The organism is Nocardia spongicola, from assembly GCF_047200775.1.
Lineage (GTDB): Bacteria > Actinomycetota > Actinomycetes > Mycobacteriales > Mycobacteriaceae > Nocardia.
In genome coordinates, this window is record NZ_JBJZOO010000014.1 from 35399 (window position 1) to 53809 (window position 18411).

The following is an 18411-nucleotide window of genomic DNA, read 5'->3' on the forward strand; positions in this document are numbered from 1 at the left end:
CGCACTCAGCATTCGCCACGTGCCCGTGGCTCCCCGGAATCCGCCCTGAGCACATCGCGCGACAGCCGATCCGCCAGCCGCGTGGTCTCGGGCAAGCGATAGCGGGGAGCCGCCGCCAATACCTGACGGCATGCCGTATCCAGATTGGTCCGATGCCCGACCGATACGAAGACCGGTTTGGTCCCGGTCCGAGTCCGTAACGCCCGGCCTACCGTTTCCCCATCGAATCGCAGTGCCGCACTGTCGCCTCGGTGCGGCCCCGGCGGATCGGAAGTCCCGACGAATGCCGTCTTACCGACACCGATACTCGGTAGTCCGGTCAACACCCCCACATGGCACGCCAAACCGAACCGACGCGGATGGGCGATACCGTATCCGTCGCAGATCAAAAGATCCGGCACAGTGGAGAGCCCCTCCAGTGCCCGCATCAGCGTCGGAAGTTCCCGGAACGCGAATAACCCAGGTACATAAGGAAACTCGGCTGTCCCGGTAGCTGTCGCCTGATCGACCACTGCCAATGTCCGCGCATCGAGCACAACCACTGCCGCCGCCACCCGATCGGATTCGGTCGCATAGGACACGTCCAATCCCGCGATCATCCTCGGCTCGTCCGGACCGGCTACATCCAGTTCCAAAAGCGGCCGCAACTGTTCCTGGATGCGCAGCGCCTCCTGCTCATCCGCAGGCCAGCGGTGCGGAACCGATATTTCCATGGGGTGAAACGCCTTTCCGGCACCGGGCATGCGTTCGATCAGTACAGCATTACGGTATGCGGTGACCGGACCACATACCGCATCTGTGTACGTCTCTCCTCATGATGGCAGCCCGAGCTCCCCGAAAGAACGTGGCACAGCGTGGTACGCTGTATACATGGCTGTTCCCGAAATGTCGCAGCCGACCGAGGTCAGCGTGCGCCAGTTTGTGAATGACTCCGGCGGTGTAACCCGCGGCCTGCGGGACGGTCGGCGCTACGTCCTGACCATGAACGGCGAACCGTTGGCAGAGGTGACACCGATCAGACGGCACTGTTTCGTCACCACCAGTCAGGCCCAAGCAATGTTCGCTACGGCTCCGACACTCGACTACACCGACCTACGACGCGACCTGGACGTGACGATCACCGACGAACTTTCCGACGATCCACTCGAAGGAACTGATCTGTGAGCCGTACCGCACGGGGCGTACTCGACACCGGCATCATCGCGGCCCTCGCCTTGTTCGATCCCGCCGAGCTGCCTGTCGAGTCCGCGATTACGGCGGTCACACTAGGCGAACTGTCCCGTGGACCGTATGCGACCGACGATCCGGTCAAACGTGCGCGCTGGATCGTCGTATTACAACACGCTGAGGCGACATTCGGGGAAGCGCTTCCCTACGACAGTGAAGCCGCGCGTGTCTTCGGCCTGATCTGCGCCTCGGTATACGCGGCCGGTCGGCAACCAAGACGGCGGACGGCTGACCTGATGATTGCCGCGATCGCCGCGCGAAACGGTTTGCCGCTGTACACAACCAACCCCAAAGACTTTGCCTGCCTCGACGATCTCGTCACGATCGTGCCGGTCACCCGCCCCGATGGCGCAACCGGCTGATGCCCAATACCGGCGAACGCACCCAATGCAGGTGGCAACTGAGCGTCGACAAGGAACCTGGAGAGGCCGTCCGCAGGATCGGATGATCTATCCACTCCGTGTCTATCGCAAGGGTTCAGGAACCGACCCACCCCCCGGAAAACGCGAACGGCGCCGCTCCCGAAGGAGCGGCGCCGTTCTCAGCGATTCAGTGAATCAACGAATCACTTGATGATCTTCGTGACGCGACCGGCGCCGACGGTGCGGCCACCCTCGCGGATCGCGAAGCGCAGACCCTCGTCCATGGCGACCGGCTGGATCAGCTTGACGGACATCTCGGTGTTGTCACCGGGCATGACCATCTCGGTGCCCTCGGGCAGGGTCACAACGCCCGTCACGTCAGTCGTACGGAAGTAGAACTGCGGACGGTAGTTGTTGAAGAACGGGGTGTGGCGGCCACCCTCGTCCTTCGCCAGGATGTACGCCTGGCCCTCGAACTCGGTGTGCGGGGTGGTGGTGCCCGGCTTCACGACGACCTGACCGCGCTCCACGTCCTCACGCTTCAGACCACGAACCAGCAGACCGACGTTGTCGCCCGCCTGGCCCTGGTCGAGCAGCTTGCGGAACATCTCGACACCGGTGACGGTGGTCTTGGTGGTCTTCTCCCGGATGCCGACGATCTCGACTTCCTCGTTCACGTTGATCACGCCACGCTCGACGCGACCGGTGACCACGGTGCCACGGCCGGTGATGGTGAAGACATCCTCGATCGGCATCAGGAACGGCTTGTCGGTCTCGCGCACCGGGTCCGGGATGGACTCGTCGACCGCGTTCATCAGTTCCAGCACCGCTTCGGACCACTTCGCGTCGCCCTCGAGCGCCTTCAGACCGGAAACCCGGACGACCGGCGCGTCCTCGTCGAACTCCTGCGAAGCCAGCAGCTCGCGGACCTCCATCTCGACGAGCTCGAGGATCTCCTCGTCGTCGACCATATCGGCCTTGTTCAGCGCGACCAGGATGTAGGGAACACCGACCTGACGGGCGAGCAGCACGTGCTCACGGGTCTGCGGCATCGGGCCGTCGGTGGCGGCGACCACCAGGATGGCACCGTCCATCTGCGCCGCACCGGTGATCATGTTCTTGATGTAGTCAGCGTGACCCGGGGCGTCGACGTGCGCGTAGTGGCGCTTCTCCGTCTGGTACTCGACGTGGGAGATGTTGATCGTGATACCACGAGCCTTCTCCTCCGGCGCCTTGTCGATCTGATCGAAAGCGAAGCTCTCGTTCAGATCCGGGTACTTCTCGGACAGCACCTTGGTGATCGCCGCGGTCAGCGTGGTCTTGCCGTGGTCGACGTGACCGATGGTGCCGATATTGACGTGCGGCTTCGTCCGCTCGAACTTCGCCTTCGCCACTTCTTGGTCCTCCTGGACTTGTTGGTGCGTGCAGTTGCAGCAGTGCTGGATCGGGAAAGGGTCTTACAAACGCCCGGGAGTTGTCTACTCGCCGGTCGCCTTGGCGATGATCTCCTTCGACACGTTGGCCGGAACCTCCGCGTACGAGTCGAACACCATGGAGTAGTTCGCCCGGCCCTGGGTCTTCGACCGCAGGTCACCGATATAACCGAACATCTCCGAGAGCGGAACCAGCGCCTTGACGACACGGGCACCACTGCGTTCCTCCATGGCCTGGATCTGACCACGGCGGGAGTTCAGGTCGCCGATCACATCACCCATGTAATCCTCGGGCGTGATGACCTCGACCGCCATCATCGGCTCGAGGATAACCGGACCGGCCTTGCGAGCCGCTTCCTTGAGCGCCTGCGCGCCGGCGATCTTGAACGCCATTTCCGACGAGTCCACGTCGTGGTATGCGCCGTCGAGCAGGGTGACCTTCATGTTCACCAACGGATAGCCCGCGAGCACGCCGTACTGCATGGCGTCCTGGGCACCGGCGTCCACCGAAGGGATGTACTCCTTCGGCACCCGGCCACCGGTGACCTTGTTCTCGAACTCGTAGTGCGCGCCGTCCTCGCCGACGAACGGTTCGAGGGCGATGATGACCTTCGCGAACTGGCCCGAACCACCCGTCTGCTTCTTATGGGTGAACTCGAGCTTCTCGACCTTCTTGGTGATCGTCTCGCGGTAGGCCACCTGCGGCTTGCCGACGTTCGCCTCGACCTTGAACTCGCGCTTCATGCGGTCGACCAGGATGTCGAGGTGCAGCTCGCCCATACCGCCGATGACGGTCTGGCCGGTCTCGGCGTCGAGCTTGACCGAGAAGGTCGGGTCCTCTTCGGAGAGACGCTGGATCGCGGTGCCCAGCTTCTCCTGGTCGGACTTGGTCTTCGGCTCGATGGAGACCTCGATGACCGGGTCCGGGAAGGTCATGGACTCCAGCACGACCTGGTTCTGCGGATCGCACAGGGTGTCACCGGTGGTGGTGTCCTTGAGGCCGATCACCGCGTAGATGTGGCCAGCCGAGGCGGCGCCGACCGGGTTCTCCTTGTTGGAGTGCATCTGGAACAGCTTGCCGAGCCGCTCCTTCTTGCCCTTGGTCGAGTTGATCACCTGGGCACCGGAGTCGACCTTGCCGGAGTACACGCGCACGTAGGTCAGCTTGCCGAAGAATGGGTGCACCGCGATCTTGAACGCCAGGGCCGCGAACGGCTCATCGGCATTCGGCTTGCGGGTCAGCAGCTCCTCTTCCTTACCTGGCACGTGGCCGGTGGTGGCCTCCACGTCCAGCGGCGAGGGCAGGTAGTCGATGACCGCGTCCAACATGGGCTGCACGCCCTTGTTCTTGAACGCCGAGCCACACAGCACCGGGTAGAGCTCGGAAGCCACCGTCATCTTGCGGATGGCGCCCTTGATCTCTTCGATGGTCAGCTCTTCGCCGCCGAAGAACTTCTCCAGCAGCGCCTCATCGGATTCGGCGACGGTCTCGAGCAGTTCCTGGCGGTACTGCTCGGCCTTCTCCTTCAGCTCCTCCGGGATCTCGACGACCTCGTACTGCTCACCGAGCTTGGTCTCGCCCCGCCAGACCTTGGCATTGTTCTCGATCAGGTCGACGATGCCGGTGAAGGTGTCCTCCGCGCCGATCGGCAGCTGGATGACCAGCGGCTTGGCGCCGAGGCGGTCCTTGATGGTCTGCACGGTGAAGTAGAAATCCGCACCGAGCTTGTCCATCTTGTTGACGAAGCAGATCCGCGGCACGTCGTACTTGTCGGCCTGACGCCACACCTGCTCGGACTGCGGCTCGACGCCCTCTTTGCCGTCGAACACCGCGACAGCGCCGTCGAGCACGCGCAGCGACCGCTCCACCTCCACGGTGAAGTCGACGTGCCCGGGGGTGTCGATGATGTTGATCTGGTTGTCTTTCCAGAAGCACGTGGTAGCCGCGGAGGTGATGGTGATACCACGCTCCTGCTCCTGCTCCATCCAGTCCATCGTGGCGGCGCCGTCGTGGACCTCACCGATCTTGTAGGTGATGCCGGTGTAGAAGAGGATGCGTTCAGTTGTGGTCGTCTTGCCCGCATCGATGTGGGCCATGATGCCGATGTTGCGGACCTTGTTCAGGTCGGTGAGCACGTCCTGTGCCACGGAAATCTTCCCCGCTCGTAGCTAGTTGGGATTATCGGGGACGACCCTGTGGTCGCCACTATGTCAACGCAGGAAGCGGCCGATGAGTGCCGCCTTCCGATTGCGCTTCCCGACCCGGACGACGGGCCGGGAAGACGTCACCAGCGGTAGTGCGCGAAGGCCCGGTTGGACTCGGCCATCTTGTGGGTGTCCTCCCGGCGCTTCACCGAGGCACCGAGACCGTTGCTGGCGTCGAGCAGTTCGTTGGCCAGCCGTTCGACCATGGTCTTCTCCCGGCGCGCCCGGGAGAAGTTGACCAGCCAGCGCAGCGCCAAGGTATTGGCCCGGCCCGGACGGACCTCGACCGGAACCTGGTAGGTGGCACCACCGACGCGGCGGGGCTTCACCTCCAGCGAAGGCTTCACATTGTCCAGCGCACGCTTGAGGGTGACCACCGGGTCGGTACCGGTCTTCTCCCGCGCCTGCTCCAGCGCACCGTAGACGATGCGCTCGGCGGTGGACTTCTTACCGTCCAGCAGGATCTTGTTGACCAGCTGCGTAACCAGCGGCGAACCGTAGACCGGGTCGTTGATCAGCGGACGCTTGGGTGCGGGGCCCTTGCGTGGCATATCAGCTCTTCTCCTTCTTGGCGCCGTAGCGGCTGCGGGCCTGCTTGCGGTTCTTCACACCCTGAGTGTCGAGCGAGCCGCGGATGATCTTGTAGCGAACACCGGGGAGGTCCTTCACACGACCGCCGCGGACGAGCACCATCGAGTGCTCCTGCAAGTTGTGGCCCTCACCCGGGATATAAGCCGTGACCTCGACCGCGCTGGTCAGGCGAACACGCGCGACCTTACGCAGCGCGGAGTTCGGCTTCTTCGGGGTGGTGGTGTACACGCGGGTGCACACGCCACGACGCTGCGGGCTCCCCTTCAGGGCCGCGGTCTTCGTCTTGGCGACCTTGTCGCGGCGACCCTTGCGGACCAGCTGGTTGATGGTTGGCATAGACCGGCTTTCCTTGTTGATTAACGCGGTGGCTGGAACTTCATGTCGGTGTTCAATTGGCGGCGCTCTGCGGGCTCGCGGTCGAGCTGCCGTTTCCGGGCCCGGCGTTCACGTCGCTGTCATCGAGCTTTCACTCGCACGTCCGGCCACGTTTCTCGCGTCCCGAGGTCGGGCGTGTCGCGCGCGGCGCGGAGCCCGAATTCCGGGCACGCTGGATTCGTCGGCCGCTCTCGCTGGCCTACGGTCACGCACGAACTTGCCCGCATGCTTCCGGGCACAGCCGTCCACGATACTCCCGGCCGGGACATAGGGTCAAAGCGGGACGGCACGGCGCTGCGCTACCTGGCCAGATTCAAGGTCATCTCCATGAGTTTCGTGGCGGCGCCACAAGGATCGGGATGCGCGGAGCCGGGACGGTAATTGATCCACCAGCCGATCACACCGTTATCCGGCGCACTGGCCGTCACACCACAGGAGTCGGGATCGTCCGGGCGCCGGATCTGCAGCGCGAGCACACTCTGCACGGTGATATTGGTGGTGAGATAGCCGAGTTTGTTGTTCGTCTGCTTCTCGTTGCTCAGCGTACCGTTCTCGTACCAGTTGAGGGTGGCCATGGCATTTCCCCCCGGCGCGCCGATCAGATCCCACATGCACACCGCGCCGAAGAACGAGTCGCGGACCTGGACACCCTCCCCGATGGCCTTGCCGATCTGCCCAGGGGACAGGATCTCACATTCCCGCAGCAGCTTGTCCAGCCTGGTATCGATCGGCCTGCTGCCACCCATCGGCTGCGCGGATCCGGGAATCACATTGCCGCAGCCACCCGCGGACAGCGCGACGACAGCCGCGGCCACCACGACCGCGCCTCGCCCGCCGAACCCTCTGACCTTGTTCATACGCCCCCTCACTGCAGCCGCTGCAGAGTCAACTCGGCGAGAGCACGGCTGCGGTCGCATGGGTTTCCGGATATCGTGGCGAACGTCCCACCATAGGTCGACCATTCGAAGAAATCATCACCGAGCTGTACCGCCAAGTCGCAGATCTGCCCGCTCGGGTCCAGCGCGGCGAATCCGGTGTGCCCAGCCACGGTGATCGGATCCGGCGCGCGGCCTTTGACTGTCACCCAAGCCCGTTCCCGTTCGATCGGACTACCCCGATAAGATGCGAAAGTGATGCTGGCAGAACCGATTCCAGCTGACTGCCAGTTACAGCCCACCCCGTTGCGGAACACTCCGGACAGTTGGCCGAGTCCACCGAGGTCGCGCACCTCCTCGTCGGTCACGTGCCCACACTCCCCGACGAAAGGACCCAAGGGGACCACCTTCGGCGCGGGGCGCGATGCCCCCTCACCCTCGGACTGCGCGCCCGAACCGCATCCAACCAGCGCGAGCACCAGGGCCGTCGCCACGACGATCGCCGACTTGATCCGCATGCCCGAGACTCTACCGAGGTACCGACGGAAGCGGTTCGACGAGATTTCCCGCCCGATCTCACTACGGAGCAGGAAGACGGGAGAATTCGAAGACGAGATAAGCCAGGGAAAACAACCTTGCCGGTGAAAGACTGTTATCTTATGCTGACATCCAACTGAAGCAGACTATTCCATGTCACTCGGATGAGGTGAACCATTTATCCAGGGGAGGGATTCCACACTGCACTCGGATATCACGGCTCGAGTATCACGCCACCACACTCCGGAAAACCGGGACTCGATATGAGCCGGGCATACATATCAGTAGACCATCTTGTACAAGCATGCATGGTGAAGGATTCGAAAATGAGACTCGGATTGACAGCCACTACCACCGGCATCCTGGCAGGTCTGGCACTCGCTGGAACCGCAGCACCAGCATCGGCGACATCTGCCATCATCGGCGTGTATCCGGATCGTTTCGCATGTGTCGAGGCGCGGGCGAAGATGTTCCCCGGACAATACGAAGATTTTTTCTGCGTGACCTACAATTCAGAAGATCCCTATAATCCGAATCAGCCCCATATATTGTATCGCGGAAAACTGCAACCCTGATAAGGGAGAAAATTGCGGTTCCAACGGCCCGCCGCGCAGCCGAATCCACGGCGGGCCGCTCTCCATGAAATATCTTCGGATGCACAGTTCGCAACCGATCATAAATTTCCGCGCGCCGCTTGTTCGATCTCGATGGCCTGGAAAAGGGCCTTGAAATTTCCCTTGCCGAAACCGAGAGAACCATGGCGCTCGATGAGTTCGAAGAAGACGGTAGGACGGTCGGTGAGCGGTTTGGTGAAGATCTGCAACAGATAGCCGTCTTCATCCCGGTCCACCAGGATGCCGCGGCGCTGGAGTTCCGCTACCGGGACGCGGACCCGACCGATGCGAGCACGTAATTCGGGGTCTTCGTAGTAAGCGGCCGGTGTCGTCAAGAACTCGACACCCGCACGGCGCAACGCATCGACACACGTGAGGATGTCACCGGTAGCGAGCGCGATGTGCTGCACCCCAGGACCACGATAGAAGTCCAGGTATTCATCGATCTGCGAGCGCTTCTTCCCGATGGCGGGCTCGTTGAGCGGAAACTTCACCCGGTGATTACCGTTGGCCACGACCTTGCTCATCAGCGCCGAGTAGTCGGTGGCGATATCGTCACCGACGAACTCGGCCATATTGGTGAAACCCATGACTCGCCGGTAGAACTCGACCCACTCGTCCATCTGCCCGAGTTCCACATTGCCCACGACATGGTCGATCGCTTGGAACAGCCGGGCCGGTGCGCCGTCCAGCGGCTGGTAGGTGGAGCGGCGGGCAATGTAGCCGGGCAGATAGGGCCCTTGATATCCGGACCGGTCGACCAGTGTATGTCTGGTCTCACCATAAGTGGCCAGTGCGGCGGAACGGACGGTGCCGAAGTCGTCGGTATCGTCATGTGGTTCGACCAGGACAGTAGCGCCGTGCGCACGGGCCCAGGCCACACAGCGGTCCACATCCGGCACTTCCAGTGCGATATCGACTACGCCATCGCCGTGCCGAGCATGCTGCGCGACCAGCGGGCTGTCCGGGTCCACTGCTCCGGTGATGACGAACCGCGCTGCGCCGCTGCGCAAAACGAACGCCTTGTGGTCGCGGTTGCCGGTTTCCGGTCCGGAATACGCTTCCAACCGCATACCGAAGGCGGATTCCAGGAAATGCGCGGTCTGCGTGGCATTACCCACTACCCAGACCAGAGCGTCCCACCCGATGACCGGGAAGGGGTCGCTACTGGTGTCGTGGTCGACCAGCCCGACGAGGGTGCGTAACTCACTGTCGTCGGGAACGACGCCGGACCGGGTATCAGGCAGGTTCTCGATGGTCATGCTCCAAGGAAAACGGTGACGCCGCGTGGTAGGCAACAACCCTGATTCCCACTAGGCAGTGTGGTGAATCCGGCTAGCAAGGAGGCCGAGATGCTGGACAATTTGAATAGCATCAGCAGGACAGGCAACAAGCCTGGCCGATGCCCGAACGGAGGCCGTCATGCCGGGCACACCCGCGAAGCTCGACGAACTCGATCTCGCCATCCTCACCGCGATGCACGAATATCAGAAGGCGGGCATTCTCGAGCTGTCCCGCCGGACCAAAGTCGCCAGGGCCACAGTACAAGCCCGGATCGCGCGCATGGAGGACTCCGGCGTGATCGCCTCCTATGATCCGCAGATCGACGTCACCGCCGCGGGGTTCGATGTGCAAGCATTCGTCACGCTGGAGATCGCCCAGGGAGCACTCGACACGGTAACGGCCGAACTCGACGCCATTCCCGGCGTGCTGGAGGCCTACGCCACCACCGGCTCCAGCGATGTCCTGTGCCGGATCGGCGCCGACTCACACTCCGGATTACAGACGGTGCTGCTTAGCATCGACCGGACCTCATCGGTCGTGCGCTCACACAGCGTCATTGTGCTGTCCACCGTGGTAGCTCGGCGAACGCTGCCCCTGCTGCGCACACTGCACCGGACCGGAACCACGAAGGCGCCCGCCTATCGGCATGTCCGCGAACCATAGCCGAGCCCGCGCGCATCGCTCGGTCGACCGAGCCGATCGGCGGGTACCTCCGGGATCTCGGCCACGCACCTGCTCGCCCGCCCGGAGAACGGCGCCGCGCCGAGGCGACTCGGCAGGTAGGCGGTGCGGCATCGCGTCCGTCGGCACAGTCGCCGGAGCGAGATCCACGATGCGATGACACGAGTGGGCAACCGTCCGGCGTACTGCTCTCCGCAGCCGTCAGCGCAGCGTGACCACAACCTTGCCGGTGGCGGTGCGGTTGTCCAACGAAGCGACTGCCTCAGCGGCTTTGTCCAGCGGGTACAGCACCGGATCCGGCGGCGCGATCACACCGGCGGCCAGCAGCGGTTCCACCTCGGCCCACTGTTGCTGCAGATAGCCCGGATGCGACATCACCCACTCACCCCATGCCGCGCCGATCACCTCGACGTTCTTCAGCAGCAGCCGGTTGACTTTGACGGTGGGGATCTCCCCCGCGGTGAAGCCGACCACCAGCAACCGGCCCGCCGAGGCGAGCGAACGAATGCTGTCGGTGAAACGATCGCCACCGACCGGGTCGAGCACGATATCGACACCGCGGCCACCGGTCAGCTCCTTGACCGCCGCGAGCCAGCCATCGGTCAGCACCACATCGGTGGCGCCATTGGCGCGAGCCACCTCGGCCTTCGCCTCGGTGCTCACCACCGCGATCACGCGCCCCGCACCGAGCGCGGCAGCCATCCGCAACGTCGAGGTACCGATCCCACCCGCGGCGCCGTGCACAAGCACGGTCTCGCCCGCAGCCAGCCTGCCCCTGGTACGCAGGCAGAAGTGCACGGTCAGGTCGTTGAACAGAATGCCTGCGCCCGCCTCCAGCGAAACATTGTCCGGCAGGCGGAACACCATCCGATCCGGTACCACCGCCGTCTCGGCCATGGCGTTGCCGAGCAGCGTCAGCGCGACCACCCGATCGCCTGCCCGCACATGCGCGTCCTCCGGAGCTGTGCGCACAATGCCCGCGACCTCACCTCCGACGACGAACGGCAACTCGGGTTTCATCTGATAGAGCCCGCGCGTCATCAGCACGTCCGGAAAAGCGACACCCGCCGCGTGCACGTCGATCACGACCCCACCCGGATAAGGCGTTGGTTCCGGGATGTCCACGATTCGAACCGCTTCCGGTCCGTCCAGCTTGTCGACCTGGGCTGCGCGCATGTGCTGACCTCTCTGTCCAGTGCGACGGCAGAATACGACGCCGTACCGACAACCTAACCGGCTACTGCGGGTACCTGTCCAGATCACCCGATTTTGCTATGCTGACCGCGGCCTCCCGGACGGGAGGGAAGGGGGATTCGTGGTCGAACGAAATCCACGGCGAACTGCGGCAATACGAACTGCGGTTACGATTCGGATCGATGCGGAAGCACTGCTGCATCCGGAGACACTGCGAGCGTGCGCGCGCCGGACCACAGCGGTCGCCGATCCGGACGAAGGCAAGGGCCTTTCGAGGACATCATCTATCGGCGACCGGTATTCGATCGACCGATACAGCTCATTCGACACTGCCCTCGGTGTGGCCGCGGTGAGCTCCGGCAGCGCTCATCAGGGCCACTGATCCATGCCCGCTCTACCGACAGCTCGTGCCCTTCCGGTAGTACCCGGCCCGGACGATGCGGCGAACGAAGGGAAGAGGTCCATCCCCTGGCAGCTCTGGCCCTGATAGGTACAGACGGACTATGAAGGAAGGTAGCGGCTCGAACGAGAGGGAACGGCATACGCCCCGTACAGTCGTCGTTACAACAGCAACGTATGAAGAAACGCGGCACGCAGTGCAGCGCGAGGAGCACCAGTGTCACTCGATGAGCCACTCGCCCCGCCTCCGCAGGAGGGCATCGGCTTTGCTTCGGCATGGCCCGTCCGGGCCGGCGATGTGGATCCCTACAATCGGTTGCGGTTCGATGCTGTCGCCCGCTACCTGCAAGATATCGCCTGGGAAAACGCGTACAAGACATTCTTCCACCAGACCGACCCCGATTGGATCGTCCGGCGGACGGTCATCGATGTCATCCGTCCGATCCTGTGGCCGGACGACATCCAGTTACTGCGGTGGTGCTCGGCCATGTCCACCCGATGGACCAATATGCGGGTACGCATCACCGGCGGAAACGGCGGCCTGATCGAGACCGAAAGTTTCTGGATCAATCTCAGCGAGTCGACCGGTATGCCCGCACGGATCAGCGATGAAGGACTCGCCCACCTGGCTCGTACGGCTGGGGAGCACCGTTTGCGGTGGCGTCCCTACCTGACCGACAACACGCCACCGGAGTCGGATGTCGACCTGCCGTTTCCGGTGCGCGCCACCGATATCGACCAGTACAACCACCTCAACAATGCCTTCTACTGGCAGGCGGTAGAGCAGTTCCTGGTCGAATACCCCAAGCTGCTCGCGCGGCCACACCGCGCGGTGATCGAATACGTGGCACCCGTGCTCGCACGTGAGCATGTCTCCGTGCGCAGCAGGTACGAGCCGGGCGATCGGACCGGACAGCCGGTGCTGCGGCTGTGGTTCGTGGTCGGCGGGACCACCACCACACTGGTCCGCATCATGCCGCTGCCCGCCTGAGTTACTCCAGCGCGGCACAGGCGGACGCCACGTCCCGATGGCCGGATCTCGTAGGACCCGGCCGATCCGAGGAACGATCAGTCGCCTGCGGCCCCGAGCAGATCTTCCCTGGTGGTGAACTTGACCCGCGGTCGGCCTGCGACCTTGCCCGCCGCCTTCTCCGCTTCGTCGATCGCTCGCCAGCCCGCCCGATCCACCAGATCGGCTCCACGTTCTTCGAGTAACGCCCGCAGTGCGGCGCGGTCGCCCTGCGGCGCGCCGAGCGTGCCCGCGACGAAATCCGCGATCAGCAGATCGACCGTCTCCGCTGAATCGTTCCGGTTCGAACCGATGACACCGCGAGGACCGCGCTTGATCCAGCCGCTGACGTACACACCGGGCAGCGGGTGGCCGTCCGCGCCGATCACCCGGCCGTTCTCATTGGGCACAATGCCACGGTCCTCGTCGAACGGCAGCTCGCCGACCGGCTCACCGCGATAACCGACCGAGCGCAGCACCAGCGTGGCAGCGATGCTCTCGGTGCGGTCGGTCGGCCTGGCTGTCGGCTGACCACCCGTATCGACCAACTCGTTGTGGACCAGCTCGACCGACTCGACCTGCTCGGTGCCGGTGAGCGCGGTGGGTGAGACCAGATAGCGGAATATGATCCGCTTATTGCCTTCGTCCCTGCGGCCTGCGGCGTATTCCTCGGCGAGCGTGTACTTCAAGGTCAGCGCGGGCTCGATCTGCGGATCGTCCAGCATCGCCTGGCTTACCTGGTCGAGTTCCAGATCGGCCTCGTCCACGATGATGTCGACACCCTCCAGATGGGTCAGGGCGAGGAACTCCGGTGAGGTATAGGCCGCCTGCAGCGGGCCACGTCTGCCGAGCACGACGACCTCGCGAATTTTGCTCTGCCGCAGCGCACTCAACGCGTGGTCGGCGATATCGGTTTTGGCCAGTTCCTCTGGGTCGACGGTCAGCACACGCGCCACATCAAGCGCTACATTGCCGTTGCCGACGATCACGGCCCGTTCCCCGGACAGATCGAAGGTCCGGTCCGCGTAGTCGGGGTGGCCGTTGTACCAGGCGACGAACTCGGTGGCGGAATGACTGCCTGCCAGATCTTCGCCGGGAATGCCGAGCCTACGGTCGGTCGAAGCACCAACCGCGTAGATCACGGCGTGGTGGTGGCGCATCAGTTCCTCATGCGATATGCGCGTGCCCACTTCGACATTGAGGTAATACTGCAACTTGTCCCGGCGGAACGCCGACTCGAACATATTCGACACCGTCTTGGTGCCGGGATGATCCGGGGCGACACCCGCGCGGACCAGACCCCACGGGGTCGGCAGCCGGTCGAACATCTCGACCTCGACCTCGGCCCTGCGCAGGAGTTCGTCGGCCGCGTAGCAGGCCGCGGGTCCGGTGCCGACGATCGCCACCCGCAGCGTGCCCAGTTCCTTCGGCGGACGCGCAGGCGTGATGATCGGATCGAAGTTCGACTCCAGTGGATGCCGCTGGAAGTAAGCGGCATTGATATCGCGGAATCGCGCCAACGATGCGGGCAAGTCGTCCTCGGCGAAGATGGCCTCCACCGGACACACATCGACGCAGGCGCCACAGTCGATGCAGGTGTCGGGGTCGATATAGAGCATCTCGGTCGTCGCGAACTCCGGCTGATCCGGGGTAGGACGGATGCAGTCGACCGGGCACTCGGAAACGCAGCTGGCGTCGTTGCAACAACGCTGCGTGATTACGTAGGCCATATTGTGCTGATCCTCGAAATACGTGGGCTGTGGCCAACCGTGGGATTACGGCGGACAGTCAGGGCGTCCGTCCCGTCCGCCGCAGGGGTCGCCCGCGAAGCCCGTGATGTGATGCCACCTTCAGTTTGCCTCGAGTGTGGTCCATACCTCACCCCGGAGCCCCGTACGGTATCCACATGGTGCGGAATCTGATTCTCCTGCGGCACGGTAAATCGGCCTATCCCGATGGTGTCGACGATCATGAGCGGCCATTGGCGCCACGAGGTCACCGTGAGGCCGGACTGGCCGGCCAGTGGCTGCGCGAAACCCAACCCCCGATCGACGCGGTGCGCTGCTCCACCGCTACCCGCACCAGGCAGACGCTCACCGCCACCGGAATCACCGCGCCGGTCGTCTTCGAGGACGCGATCTACGAAGCCACCCCCGCGACGCTCATCGAACTGATCCAGCTCAGCGCGGACGAGGTGACGACACTGCTGGTGATCGGGCACTCACCGGGGATGCCGTGGACAGCCTGGGAGCTGGCGAGCAATCGTGACTGCGCCCCCGCCGTCGAACTCAGCAGGAAATTCCCGACCTCGGCACTCGCGGTACTTCGCTTCGACCGCCCCTGGGCCGATATCGACCCTGGGACCGGGGAGCTGATCCACTTCCATATCCCGCGCTGACCGCATCGAACAACCACCACACCGTGCCGAGCGCAGGCACGAGCGGCGCGACCGCGATAGCGGTGATGACTGGGCTTCCGGTGTGACTGTGCTTGGGGTATGTTGTCGTTCGCACCGTTCGTCGGTGGAGGGGGCTGAAGAGTTGGCGGAGGAAGCATCATCGCTGTCGATCGTGACCGAGGACGTGGAAGCGTTGGGGCGGTTGGCATTCGATATCGCGAGTCAGTGTCGGGATGGTTACTCGGCGTTGGCGGTCGATGTGCGGGATGTGCTGGAGAGCTGGACGGGCAATAACGCGGGGGCTTTCGCGGCCGGGTGGGAGGAATTCCATCAGGGCGCGGTGCAGGTATGGGACGCGTTGTTCGCGTTGGCCGAGAAGCTGGGGATCACCGCCGAGACCGTGCGCCGCACCGATCGTGTGTTCGCTGCCGCGGTCAGCTCGCTGGATCTGCCCTGAATCAGGAAGCAGGTCTCTCATGTCAGCGGACGCGGAAGCTTTCGCGGTCGATCTCGACGCACTCGATAACCTGACCGCCCGGATCCGGGGTTTCGCCGGAGTGCTGGCCGAGCAACTCGCGGCACTCGAGCAGAAAGCGGTGGAAGTCGATGCCACCTCGACCGGTGCGGTGATGGCGGCCTATCGGGCGGCGCATACCGAGTGGTCGGCGGGTGCCGCCGAGGTCGAAGAAGGACTCACGGCATTGGCCGAGGCGGTAGGCCATGCTCATGAGCGCTATACCGAGGCGGTAGCCGAGGGCCTGCGGATTCTGGGCGTATGAGCCGGCTGGCGGTCGATCCGAAGGCGTACTACCAGGCCGCGACCAATTGTTTCGATGCCGCGTCGGCGCTGCGGGACAGCTTTCTGTCTATCTTCACGGAATTGTCCGGCTACGGGTCGATGGCCGGGGTGGATGACAACGGCCGGGAATGGGCACGCTCCTACGACAGCTCCGCCGCCGAGGCGGTTGGCTTCTTCCAGGACGTCCACACCACGCTGTACGCCTACGGCAGCGCGCTCAACGACATCGGATTCACCCACGCTCAAGCCGACGCCTCGCTGAAAGGGGCCGCGCAACCGGACCGGCCGGCAGATCCGGGGATGCCCGCTTTCGGACCGTTCTCGGTACCGGCGTCGGCGGGCGGGCCAGGACAGGGCATCATCGACAGCGGCATCGACATCATCAGCCATATCGGCATCCCCGTCCCCGATGGCGATACCGGCAAACTCGCCCAAGCCGCCGACGCCTGGGACCGGCTCGGCAGGATCTACCAGAACACCAACGCCAAAGACAAGATCACGATCGCGGCCGGACTGTTCGACGAAGTGACCGCCGCCGACGCCGGCTACATCCACGACGATCTGAAATCCCTCGCCGATTCCATCGATCAACTACTGACCGCCTGCACCCAGCTCAGCCGGTCCTGCCTCGACTACCGAGACGCGTTGAGCGAACTACGCGACGAGATCAAAAACTTCCTGACCGAACTGGCCCGCGACCTCGCCATCGACGCAGCCATCAGCATCGGGCTCGCGCTGATCAGCTTCGGCGCAGGCGCGGTCACCGCGGTCAAAGCGGTAGACACCGTGCGACGATGGGCCGGAAGAATCAAAGACGCCATCATCGCCTGGCGAGCCCGAAAAGCAACACAGATCGCCGGCCTCACACACGAAGCCAAAGACACCCTCGCCAAAGCCAGAAAAACAGTCACCGACCTGCGCGACCGACTGCGTAAGAAGATCGATGACTCTCCGAGACCGCCGAAAAGGTCTCTCAAAGAAGAGCTGGCCGACGCGCAGACGTGGACCGGGCGAAACCTACCGACTCAGGGTGGACCCCCGAATGGATACCTTGTCAAGCGGGATACTCAGGGAAACATCACGAACTATTCATATTTTGATGCTGATGGGATTGCTACCAGCCGAGTGGATCTTGTGGGGAAGCCGCACATGGACAAGTCGACAGGGCAGTACATTCCGACACCTCATGTTGTGGAAATTCAGAAAAACATCGACCCCGCTACAGGTCGAATATTTGCACGTACTCTTAATGACACTGTCAGGCCTGCTCTACCCGAGGAGATTCCATGATTAATGCGAACGATGGACATGTGGGCCTGAACGCTGCGTTATCACATTCGCGAAGCGTCGATGGCATGGTGCGGCTCCGCTCGATCTCGGAGTTGACTGCTTTGCTACCCGATGTCGAGGCACGCAGACGGCTCGTGGCGATGCTGGACGACGATGTAGTTACGATGCAAATCGAGGTCGCCGAGGCTCTTGTGCGATATGACGGAAAGGAAGGCCTGCTATCCGTACTGGAAGAATTGGGGCGGCGAGAGGATTCTGATGTGGATTACATTGCATACAGACTCAGCGATTTGGAAAACCTGGGTGATTTTCCGGTTCTAGATGCTGCGGCATCGATTGATGAATCAGAATTTTCACCGGATGCACGACGCGGTCTGAGCGATCTGCGTCAGCTCATGGGGCGATGAAGGAAAAACGGCTATCAGCGCGGTACTGGCCGAGCGGGGTGGGATGAGTCGTCGAATCATACCGATGTTGCTCGCCTTCCTGCTCTGAACTCAGGTAGCCGGTAGCTGCTGGTCTCCCCAGATTTTGCACTGTTGTTCCTGTTCGAGAACAGTTCCTCCGGTGTCGGATCGGTCAGGCTGCATCGGATGGTGTGTGGGCGGCGGTGAACAACTCGCGCCAGGCATGGTCAGTGTGCCGGTGCGGGAGGAGGTGTCATCGTGTCAGTGGGTCGTGGAATGCTCCGCGAATGGATTGGAAAATCGAGCTCGTCGCCATCCCGGTAACCGACGTCGACCGTGCCAAGGATTTCTACACCAAGATCGGCTTCAATGCCGACCACGATCACCGGGTCGATGAGAATCTGCGCTTCGTCCAGCTGACCCCACCCGGTTCGGGCTGTTCCATCTGTCTGGGTGAGGGCATCACCGAGGCAGAGCCCGGCAGCGTGCGCGGCATGCAGATGGTGGTCGCCGATGCCGAAAAGGCCTACCAGCAGTTGATCGCCGCCGGTGTGGACGCCACCCCGGTAGAAGACCTGAGCTGGGGACTCTTCACCTTCTTCACCGATCCGGACGGCAACAAGTGGGCCGTCCAGCAATTGCCCGACTACAGCCGCTGACCGGCCCGTATCGGTACACCGCCCGTGACCGAGCGCGGTGCACGCCATCGCGCGGGCCGCGCTCGCCATGAG

21 protein-coding genes are annotated in these 18411 nt (G+C 63.3%); 11 read left to right on the forward strand and 10 right to left on the reverse strand.

Annotation, left to right across the window (positions count from 1 at the left end; all coding sequences use genetic code 11):
* Nucleotides 1-5: 5 nt before the first annotated feature.
* Entirely contained in the window at nt 6-713 is a 708-nt protein-coding gene (locus tag ACL02S_RS19810; protein WP_412803958.1) for an endonuclease V, read from the reverse strand.
* Nucleotides 714-870: 157 nt separating this feature from the next.
* On the opposite strand from ACL02S_RS19810, the gene ACL02S_RS19815 reads away from it, so the two are divergent.
* Entirely contained in the window at nt 871-1164 is a 294-nt protein-coding gene (locus tag ACL02S_RS19815) for a hypothetical protein (RefSeq protein WP_412803959.1), read from the forward strand.
* Entirely contained in the window at nt 1161-1589 is a 429-nt protein-coding gene (locus ACL02S_RS19820) for a type II toxin-antitoxin system VapC family toxin (protein WP_412803960.1), read from the forward strand. Before ACL02S_RS19815 ends, ACL02S_RS19820 begins: the two co-directional genes overlap by 4 nt.
* Nucleotides 1590-1792: 203 nt before the next feature.
* Here the strand turns inward: ACL02S_RS19820 and tuf are convergent, their stop codons facing one another.
* The 6 genes from tuf to ACL02S_RS19850 form a co-directional block, all read right to left on the reverse strand.
* Nucleotides 1793-2983 (reverse strand): elongation factor Tu, encoded by a 1191-nt coding sequence (gene tuf / locus ACL02S_RS19825; RefSeq protein ID WP_412803961.1) that lies wholly within the window; start codon nt 2981-2983, stop codon nt 1793-1795.
* Nucleotides 2984-3067: 84 nt separating this feature from the next.
* Entirely contained in the window at nt 3068-5170 is a 2103-nt protein-coding gene (gene fusA, locus ACL02S_RS19830; protein ID WP_412803962.1) for an elongation factor G, read from the reverse strand.
* 137 nt (nt 5171-5307) lie between these two features.
* On the reverse strand, nt 5308-5778 hold the full coding sequence (rpsG, locus tag ACL02S_RS19835; protein ID WP_014353063.1) for a 30S ribosomal protein S7: 471 nt from the start codon (nt 5776-5778) through the stop codon (nt 5308-5310).
* A gap of 1 nt (nt 5779) precedes the next feature.
* Complete coding sequence (gene rpsL / locus ACL02S_RS19840) at nt 5780-6154, reverse strand: 30S ribosomal protein S12 (RefSeq protein WP_014353064.1); 375 nt, start codon at nt 6152-6154, stop codon at nt 5780-5782.
* Nucleotides 6155-6492: 338 nt separating this feature from the next.
* On the reverse strand, nt 6493-7050 hold the full coding sequence (locus ACL02S_RS19845) for a DUF3558 domain-containing protein (protein WP_412803963.1): 558 nt from the start codon (nt 7048-7050) through the stop codon (nt 6493-6495).
* Nucleotides 7051-7058: 8 nt separating this feature from the next.
* A complete protein-coding gene (locus tag ACL02S_RS19850; protein WP_412803964.1) occupies nt 7059-7586 on the reverse strand; it encodes a DUF3558 domain-containing protein in 528 nt (175 codons plus the stop codon).
* Nucleotides 7587-7931: 345 nt separating this feature from the next.
* On the opposite strand from ACL02S_RS19850, the gene ACL02S_RS19855 reads away from it, so the two are divergent.
* The gene (locus ACL02S_RS19855) at nt 7932-8180 is read left to right on the forward strand and encodes a hypothetical protein (RefSeq protein WP_412803965.1); all 249 of its coding nucleotides are present in this window, start codon (nt 7932-7934) and stop codon (nt 8178-8180) included.
* Between the two features lie 98 nt (nt 8181-8278).
* On the opposite strand, the gene hppD is transcribed toward ACL02S_RS19855, so the two are convergent.
* A complete protein-coding gene (gene hppD, locus ACL02S_RS19860) occupies nt 8279-9481 on the reverse strand; it encodes a 4-hydroxyphenylpyruvate dioxygenase (RefSeq protein WP_412803966.1) in 1203 nt (400 codons plus the stop codon).
* 160 nt (nt 9482-9641) lie between these two features.
* Here hppD and ACL02S_RS19865 point away from each other — a divergent pair, with 160 nt between their 5' ends.
* Complete coding sequence (locus ACL02S_RS19865; RefSeq protein WP_412803967.1) at nt 9642-10166, forward strand: Lrp/AsnC family transcriptional regulator; 525 nt, start codon at nt 9642-9644, stop codon at nt 10164-10166.
* A 219-nt stretch (nt 10167-10385) separates the two neighbouring features.
* On the opposite strand, the gene ACL02S_RS19870 is transcribed toward ACL02S_RS19865, so the two are convergent.
* A complete protein-coding gene (locus ACL02S_RS19870) occupies nt 10386-11360 on the reverse strand; it encodes an NADPH:quinone oxidoreductase family protein (protein WP_412803968.1) in 975 nt (324 codons plus the stop codon).
* Between the two features lie 634 nt (nt 11361-11994).
* Here ACL02S_RS19870 and ACL02S_RS19875 point away from each other — a divergent pair.
* Nucleotides 11995-12768 carry an acyl-[acyl-carrier-protein] thioesterase gene (locus ACL02S_RS19875; RefSeq protein ID WP_412803969.1) on the forward strand — a complete coding sequence of 258 codons (774 nt, stop codon included), beginning with the start codon at nt 11995-11997 and terminating at the stop codon, nt 12766-12768.
* Between the two features lie 77 nt (nt 12769-12845).
* Here the strand turns inward: ACL02S_RS19875 and ACL02S_RS19880 are convergent, their stop codons facing one another.
* Nucleotides 12846-14516 (reverse strand): FAD-dependent oxidoreductase, encoded by a 1671-nt coding sequence (locus ACL02S_RS19880; protein WP_412803970.1) that lies wholly within the window; start codon nt 14514-14516, stop codon nt 12846-12848.
* 176 nt (nt 14517-14692) lie between these two features.
* Here ACL02S_RS19880 and ACL02S_RS19885 point away from each other — a divergent pair, with 176 nt between their 5' ends.
* From ACL02S_RS19885 to ACL02S_RS19910, 6 genes are all read left to right on the forward strand, one after another.
* The gene (locus ACL02S_RS19885; protein WP_412803971.1) at nt 14693-15184 is read left to right on the forward strand and encodes a SixA phosphatase family protein; all 492 of its coding nucleotides are present in this window, start codon (nt 14693-14695) and stop codon (nt 15182-15184) included.
* Nucleotides 15185-15308: 124 nt separating this feature from the next.
* Complete coding sequence (locus tag ACL02S_RS19890) at nt 15309-15641, forward strand: WXG100 family type VII secretion target (RefSeq protein ID WP_412803972.1); 333 nt, start codon at nt 15309-15311, stop codon at nt 15639-15641.
* 19 nt (nt 15642-15660) lie between these two features.
* A complete protein-coding gene (locus ACL02S_RS19895; RefSeq protein ID WP_412803973.1) occupies nt 15661-15963 on the forward strand; it encodes a WXG100 family type VII secretion target in 303 nt (100 codons plus the stop codon).
* Complete coding sequence (locus ACL02S_RS19900) at nt 15960-17273, forward strand: polymorphic toxin type 24 domain-containing protein (RefSeq protein WP_412803974.1); 1314 nt, start codon at nt 15960-15962, stop codon at nt 17271-17273. Before ACL02S_RS19895 ends, ACL02S_RS19900 begins: the two co-directional genes overlap by 4 nt.
* Nucleotides 17270-17680, forward strand: a complete 411-nt coding sequence (locus tag ACL02S_RS19905; protein WP_412803975.1) for a hypothetical protein — start codon at nt 17270-17272, stop codon at nt 17678-17680. Before ACL02S_RS19900 ends, ACL02S_RS19905 begins: the two co-directional genes overlap by 4 nt.
* 287 nt (nt 17681-17967) lie before the next feature.
* Complete coding sequence (locus ACL02S_RS19910) at nt 17968-18339, forward strand: glyoxalase superfamily protein (RefSeq protein ID WP_412803976.1); 372 nt, start codon at nt 17968-17970, stop codon at nt 18337-18339.
* The last annotated feature ends 72 nt before the right edge of the window (nt 18340-18411 follow it).